Source organism: Gammaproteobacteria bacterium, from assembly GCA_036381015.1.
In the GTDB taxonomy this organism is placed as follows: domain Bacteria; phylum Pseudomonadota; class Gammaproteobacteria; order Steroidobacterales; family Rariloculaceae; genus ZC4RG20.
In genome coordinates this window covers 98,423-104,977 of record DASVDR010000001.1, presented here as the reverse complement: position 1 = coordinate 104,977, position 6,555 = coordinate 98,423, and the positions used below count along the sequence as shown (strand labels likewise).

Here is a 6,555-nt window from a genome sequence, read left to right as displayed (position 1 = left end):
CGCGATCGAACTCCGCGAGCCGCTCGAGAAAGCGCGCCTCCGCCGCGCTGATGTGCGCGCACAGCTCCACCATCTCCCGCCCGAGCGCCTCCGCCCGCAGCTCCTCCGGGAGCGGCTCGCGCGGGATCACGCAGCTTGAATGCTCTTCGATCGGAGATGCTTCCATGCCCGCCCCTATAGCTATATATGTGTACAGTATTATGAGCGATAATCTGTGACTCATCAACCCACTTGGACGCTCCGGAGGACTACTGAGGCGGCCATCGAAAACGGCGCGCCGTCAGCCCATGGACCAAGCGTGCACGTGATTCCTCGGCTTCGAGCAGTCATTGACATCTCTACATGTGTAGATAACAATCTCTGCGACCGTAGAGACGGGGATTCGACGTCGGGGCCGGCGAGACCCGCTTTCCAGACGGGGATGTCGCGAAGTTAGGTGCGGGACCGACGTTTCGGGACCCGACCGCCGATGTCGACGAGGCGGGGAGATGATCCTCCCGTTCGCGGCTATCGCACATCCACGCCGACCGGGCAATGGTCGGAGCCCTTCACCTCGGGCCAAATGAACGCGTCCGTTACGCGCTTCGCCGCGCTCGGCGACGCCAGCACGTAGTCGATCCGCCACCCGACGTTCCGCTCCCGCGCGCCGCCCCATTGCCGCCACCACGTGTAGTGGCCGCTCTCGCCGGGATGCCGCACGCGGAACACGTCGACCCAGCCCGCTTCGATCCACCGCGACATCTCGGCCCGTTCCTCCGGCAGGAAGCCGCTCGTCTTCGTGTTGTCGCGGGGACGGGCGAGGTCGATCTCCTCGTGCGCGGTATTGAAGTCGCCGATAACGAAGACATCGCCGCGCCCACGGAGACCTTGGATGCGGTCGAAGACGGCGCGGTAAAACTCGAGCTTGTACGGCACGCGGCTGTTGTCGCGGTTCCTGCCGCTACCCTTCGGAAAATAGCCGTTGACGACGAACGTCGACCCGAAACGCGCGATGATCAGACGCCCTTCCACATCGAAGCGGGGCTCGCCGAACCCGATATCCACGGCATCGGGCTCGGCGCGGGAATAGAGCCCGACGCCGCTGTAGCCCGGGCGCTCGGCCGGCGCGAAGCACGCATGCCAGCCGGGCGGAATGCAACCGGCGTCGAGCTGCTCGGGCCGCGCGCGCACCTCTTGGATACCGACGATATCGGCCCGGGACTCGCGTAAGAATCGGGGAAAGCCCTTCTTCGCGCACGCACGAAGGCCGTTCACGTTCCAGCTCAGAATCCGCATCGCGGGGGCAAATGTACTGTATACGAGCGATCGGGATGAGGCGGCGGAACGATTCGCTCGCGCGTCCGAGGCGGCGAAGTCGCACCGGCCCCGCAATATTTCCGGCGCTGCCGCGTTATACCCGCCGGAGGGGCGTAATGACGGATCCCGAGTTTGGCGCGTTCATCAAGAGGGAGCGGCAAAGATTCGTCGGCTTCGTGCGCGCCTTGTGGGTGCTCGCGAAGCTGTTCTTCGGCTTCGGCGGCGGAGGATCGCACGACGGAAGGCGCAGGCGGCGCCGCAGACGGCCGCCGGTCGAGAGATCCGAGGAATGGCTGTCGGGAACGGACGATGTTTTCCAGCGGTACTGGCGAGAGGAAGGCAAGCAAGCCTATGAAGCCTACATCGCAAGGAAGCGAGACAAAGGCGAGTCCGATGAGCCGGCATGACGAAACGGCCGTGACGGCGAACCGTCACGCAGCGACGCGCTCGCCGGGCTCCGGCAAACACGTCGAGCGCTAGTCCCGCGGCAGCGCGAAGACCATGTAGGAGCCCTTCGGCTCTTCCTCCTCCTCGTCGTCGGGACCGAGCCGCGGAGCGAAGAGACCCGCGCCCGCGGCCACGGGCACGGCGAGGTACTGCCGCCCGTCGATCTCGTACGTGGCCGGGATGCCTTCGGAGCCGGTCGGGAGCTCGTAGGACCACAGCACCTCGCCGTTGTCGCGGTCGTACGCCCGCAGCATCCGGTCGGACGCGGTCGCCACGAAGACGAGGCCGCCGGCGGTGACGAGCGGCGCGCCGCGCGGCATGTGCGCGCCGGTATTCGTGCCGAGCGCGGGAACGGTGCCGTTCGGCACGCGCCACTTGATCTCGCCGGTGTTCAGGTCGTAGGCGGTGAGATGCGACCACGGCGGCCCGATCGCCGTCATGCCGGTCTCGGGGCTGAACAGAAAATCGTAAGGCGCGGAGTAGCGGACCTCGCCGTCGGCGGCCGCCGCCTCGGCCTCGGCGCGCGCGGCCGCGGCCTGCTCCGGCGTCACGATCGACCCGACCACCGTCCGCGCCGACGGCTCGTCCTCCGTCAGCTCGACCCGCAGCATCACGGGCAGGTTCTTCGAGACGACGTACATCTCGCCGTTGATCGGATCGACGGCCGAGCTGCCCCAGTTCGCGCCGCCGTTGTGCCCCGGCATTCCGATCGAGCCTTCGAAGCTCGGGGGCGTGAAGAGCCCCTCGTTGCGGGAGTTGCGGAGCCGCTCGCGGAGGAGCTCCTGCTCCTCCTCCGGCAGGAACGGATTGATGTCGTCCGCGGTAAAGGATTGCACGGCGAACGGCGGCGGCGCGGTCGGGAAGGGCTGCGTCGGCGACGCGTGCTCGCCCGGCACGTCGGACTTCGGCACCGGACGTTCCTCGATCGGCCAGATCGGCTCGCCGGTCAACCGCTCGAACACGAACAGGAAGCCGTGCTTCGTGGCCTGGGCGACGACGTCGACCTCGCGGCCTTCATGACGGATCGTGAGCAGCTTGGGCGCTTGCGGAAGGTCGTAGTCCCACAGGTCGTGATGCACGAGCTGGCGATGCCAGATCCGTTCTCCGGTGCGCGCGTTCAACGCGACGAGGGAGTTGCCGAAAAGGTTGTCGCCCTCGCGATCACCGCCGAAGAAGTCGTAGCGCGGGCTGCCGAAAGGAATGAACGCGATGCCGTTCTCCTCGTCGACGGTGAATTCGCTCCAGTTGTGCACGCCGCCCGCCGTCTTGTACGCGCCTTCCGGCCACGTGTCGTAGCCGAACTCGCCGGGATGCGGGATGCTGTGAAACACCCAGCGAAGCTCGCCGGTCACGACGTCGTACGCCTGCACGTTGCCGGGCGTCGATCCGTAGCCTGCGCCTTGCGCGGGCAACGACACGATCATCAGATCCTCGAAGACGCGGCCGGGATTGTTCGTCTGCAGCGGGCGGATGTTGCTGACGTCGCGGCCTTCCGCCGCGAGCGCGTCGCGAAGGTCCACGCGGCCGCCGTCGCCGAAGTCCGTGATCGTCTCGCCGGTGCGGGCATCGAGCGCCGTCAGGAATCCGGCGTTCAGATAGAGGAGCCGCCGGTCCGAGCCGTCCTCGCTCTCCCAGTAGTTGATGCCGCGAGCGGTAACCGGCCCTTCGTGCGGATGCGCCCAGAGCTCCTTGCCCGTTTCCGCGTCGAGCGCGACGATCTCGTTGTCGCGCGCCAGCACGTACATCACGCCGTCGACGACGATCGGGTTGAACAGAACGTTGCGGTCGCCCACCGGGAAAGTCCAGACGACCTCGAGCTCGTCGACGTTCGACCGGTTGATCTGGTCGAGCGCGGAGTACTGGGAGGCGTGCGCACCGCCGCCGTAGGTGCGCCAGGTCGTGTAATCCTGGGCCGAGGCCGTGCTCGCGGCGGAGCCGAGCGTCGCGGCCACCGCGGCCGCAATCAGTCGTGCCGCAAAGATTCTCGTCTCGCTGCGCATCACAACTCCAATCTGGTCACGAAATGAAACGCGGGCGCCGAGGGGAACCCGTGCGCGGCGCCTTCCGCGCCGCCGCGGGCCAGGGCGAGTTTAGCGGGATTCGGACGGCCCTGCCTCGGCGATCTCTTTCATCCGCCGCAGGGCGGCCTCGAACATCGCCCGGCGCCGCGCGATGTCGGCGTCCTTGGCGGCCTGGTCCGGCTTGTCCGACACGTCGTACATGAGCGTGTAGAGCAGCTTCGACGTCGTCTCCGTGACCGGCTTCGCCTCCATGTAGCCGTGATAGAGATCGTAGAACCGGCCTTCCCGCACGGGTTGCGTGTAGCCGTAGGAAAGATCCGTCAACCCTACCAGCACCTCGGTGATGCGCCCGCCGGCAAGGCTGCGCACGGTTCCGATGCCGCCGTCCCCGGACACGATCGTGCAGTCCACGTCGAGCCATTCACTGATGTCGCAGTAGCCGCCGACCTTCTCCCAGACCTCCTCGGCCGGTTTCGCGATGTCGATTTCCATTTCGATCGTGACGTATTCGGGCTCCGCGAGCGCCGTGTCGAGACAAGCCGCGGACGCGAGCGCGACGAATGCGGTCATCAGGCGTTTCATTGTTCTTGTTCCTCTCGAGGTGTGGCCGACGGGCGCGGCAAGCCGGCTGCGCTGCTCCCGGTCGGGTAGACGGTCCGCTCGGGAGTATACCGTCGCCCGTGCCGCCGCCGCAGCGAGCCGCCCGACGCCGTCGAACGCCGGCTTCGGCGCAGTGCCGCCCGGCCTCCGGCGATCCATTGACCCGTCCCGGGGTGTTCTATAACGTCGATCGAGGCTCACGGGAGCGCAATCGGACGGGCGGCACGGCCGCCGCGGGCGCCATCGAACGCCCCGCCGGCCTCCGCAGCCGGACGAATCCCGAAAGGGGGAGCCCAATGACCGATCGGTACGCCGAGGCGCACGCGCGCTCGCTCCGCGACCCCGAAGCGTTCTGGGCCGAAGCGGCGCAAGGCATCGACTGGATCGAGCCTTGGCGCCGCGTTCTCGACGACTCGAATCCGCCGTTCTACCGCTGGTTCGACGGCGGCGTCCTGAACACCTGCTTCAACGCGCTCGATCGTCACGTCGCGTCGGGCCGTGCAGACCAGCCCGCGCTGATTCACGACAGCGCGATGACCGGGCGGATCCGGACCTTGAGCTACGCGGAGCTTCGCGACCTCACCGCGCGCTTCGCCGGCACGCTCGCACGGCTCGGCGTCGGCAAAGGCGATCGCGTGATCGTCTACATGCCGATGGTGCCCGAGGCCGCGGTGGCGATGCTCGCGTGCGCGCGGCTCGGCGCCGTGCACTCGGTCGTCTTCGGCGGCTTCGCCGCGCACGAGCTTGCGAAGCGCATCGACGACGCACAGCCGCGGCTGATCGTCACTGCAAGCTGCGGTCTCGAGCCCGGACGGGTGCAGGCTTACAAGCCCCTGGTCGACGCCGCGCTCGCACAAGCTTCGCACCGGCCCGAAGCCTGCATCGTCCTCCAGCGGCCGGAGTGCACCGCCGAGCTCGGCGTCGGCGACGTCGACTGGAACGACGCGATCGCGGAGGCTCCGGCGCACCCCTGCGTGCCGGTCGCCGCCACCGATCCGCTCTACATTCTCTACACCTCCGGCACGACCGGGCAGCCGAAAGGCATCGTGCGCGACAACGGCGGCCATGCCGTCGCGCTCGCCTGGACGATGCGGGCGATTTACGGCGCGGACGCCGGCGACGTCTACTGGGCGGCATCCGACGTCGGCTGGGTCGTCGGGCATTCGTACATCGTCTATGCGCCGCTTCTCGCCGGTTGCACGACGGTGATGCTCGAAGGCAAGCCGGTCGGCACGCCGGATGCCGGCACGTTCTGGCGCGTCGTGGAGCGGCATCGAGTGAAGGTCATGTTCACCGCGCCGACGGCGCTGCGCGCGATCCGGCGAGAGGACCCGGAAGGCGCGCTCATCGCGAAGCACGACCTCTCGCCGCTCGAGGCGCTGTTTCTCGCGGGCGAGCGCACCGATCCGGAAACGCTGAATTGGGCGCTCGAGAAGCTCCGCGTGCCGGTCATCGATCACTGGTGGCAGACGGAGACCGGCTGGCCGATCACGGCGAACCCGCGGGGGCTCGGCCTGTTCGAGACCCGCGCCGGCTCTGCGAACAAGCCGATGCCCGGCTGGGACGTGGAGGCCCTCGACGAGCACGGGCGCCCCGTGCAACGGGGCGCGATCGGCGCGCTCGCCTGCAGGCTGCCGCTTCCGCCCGGCACGCTCTCGACGTTGTGGGGCGCCGACGAGCGGTACCGAGAGGCGTACCTCGCGCAGTATCCGGGGTACTACGCGACGGGCGACGCGGGCTGCATCGATGTCGACGGCTACGTGCACGTGCTGACGCGCACCGACGACGTCATCAACGTCGCCGGGCATCGCCTGTCGACGGGTGCGATCGAGGAGGTGCTCGCGATGCACCCGGACATCGCGGAGTGCGCGGTGACCGGCGTCAAGGACCCGATCAAAGGTCAGGTTCCGCTCGGCTTTCTGTGCATGAAGGCGGGGCACGCGCGCGCCGAGGCCGACGTCGTCCGCGAGGCGATCGCCCTCGTTCGCGAGAAGATCGGCCCGGTGGCCGCGTTCAAGCGCGCGGTCGTCGTCGAGCGGCTACCGAAGACCCGATCGGGGAAAGTCTTGCGCGGAACGTTGCGCAAGATCGCGGACGGCGAGACGTACTCGGTGCCCGCGACGATCGACGATCCCGCGATTCTCGAGGAGATCGCCGCGAAGCTCGAGCCGAAGGCTTAGCGCGAGACGAC

Annotated in this window: 5 protein-coding genes; 2 read left to right on the top strand and 3 right to left on the bottom strand. The window is 68.0% G+C overall.

The features are described 5' to 3' along the window. Positions 1-507 precede the first annotated feature (507 nt). Positions 508-1,275, bottom strand: a complete 768-nt coding sequence (locus VF329_00455; GenBank protein ID HEX7079471.1) for an exodeoxyribonuclease III — start codon at positions 1,273-1,275, stop codon at positions 508-510. A gap of 137 nt (positions 1,276-1,412) precedes the next feature. Between VF329_00455 and VF329_00450 the strand changes: the two genes are divergently transcribed. After that, the gene (locus VF329_00450) at positions 1,413-1,703 is read left to right on the top strand and encodes a hypothetical protein (protein HEX7079470.1); all 291 of its coding nucleotides are present in this window, start codon (positions 1,413-1,415) and stop codon (positions 1,701-1,703) included. Between the two features lie 69 nt (positions 1,704-1,772). On the opposite strand, the gene VF329_00445 is transcribed toward VF329_00450, so the two are convergent. Together VF329_00445 and VF329_00440 are read right to left on the bottom strand one after the other, a co-directional pair. Continuing rightward, complete coding sequence (locus tag VF329_00445) at positions 1,773-3,743, bottom strand: PQQ-binding-like beta-propeller repeat protein (GenBank protein ID HEX7079469.1); 1,971 nt, start codon at positions 3,741-3,743, stop codon at positions 1,773-1,775. A 90-nt stretch (positions 3,744-3,833) separates the two neighbouring features. Continuing rightward, a complete protein-coding gene (locus tag VF329_00440; GenBank protein ID HEX7079468.1) occupies positions 3,834-4,346 on the bottom strand; it encodes an SRPBCC family protein in 513 nt (170 codons plus the stop codon). Between the two features lie 314 nt (positions 4,347-4,660). Here VF329_00440 and VF329_00435 point away from each other — a divergent pair, with 314 nt between their 5' ends. Further along, positions 4,661-6,544 (top strand): propionyl-CoA synthetase, encoded by a 1,884-nt coding sequence (locus tag VF329_00435; protein ID HEX7079467.1) that lies wholly within the window; start codon positions 4,661-4,663, stop codon positions 6,542-6,544. Positions 6,545-6,555 lie beyond the last annotated feature (11 nt).

Coding starts and splice junctions, on each gene's coding strand:
- VF329_00455 (HEX7079471.1), bottom strand. CDS start 1,275: ATGCGGATTCTGAGCTGGAACGTGAACGGCCTTCGTGCGTGCGCGAAG.
- VF329_00450 (HEX7079470.1), top strand. CDS start 1,413: ATGACGGATCCCGAGTTTGGCGCGTTCATCAAGAGGGAGCGGCAAAGA.
- VF329_00445 (HEX7079469.1), bottom strand. CDS start 3,743: ATGCGCAGCGAGACGAGAATCTTTGCGGCACGACTGATTGCGGCCGCG.
- VF329_00440 (HEX7079468.1), bottom strand. CDS start 4,346: ATGAAACGCCTGATGACCGCATTCGTCGCGCTCGCGTCCGCGGCTTGT.
- VF329_00435 (HEX7079467.1), top strand. CDS start 4,661: ATGACCGATCGGTACGCCGAGGCGCACGCGCGCTCGCTCCGCGACCCC.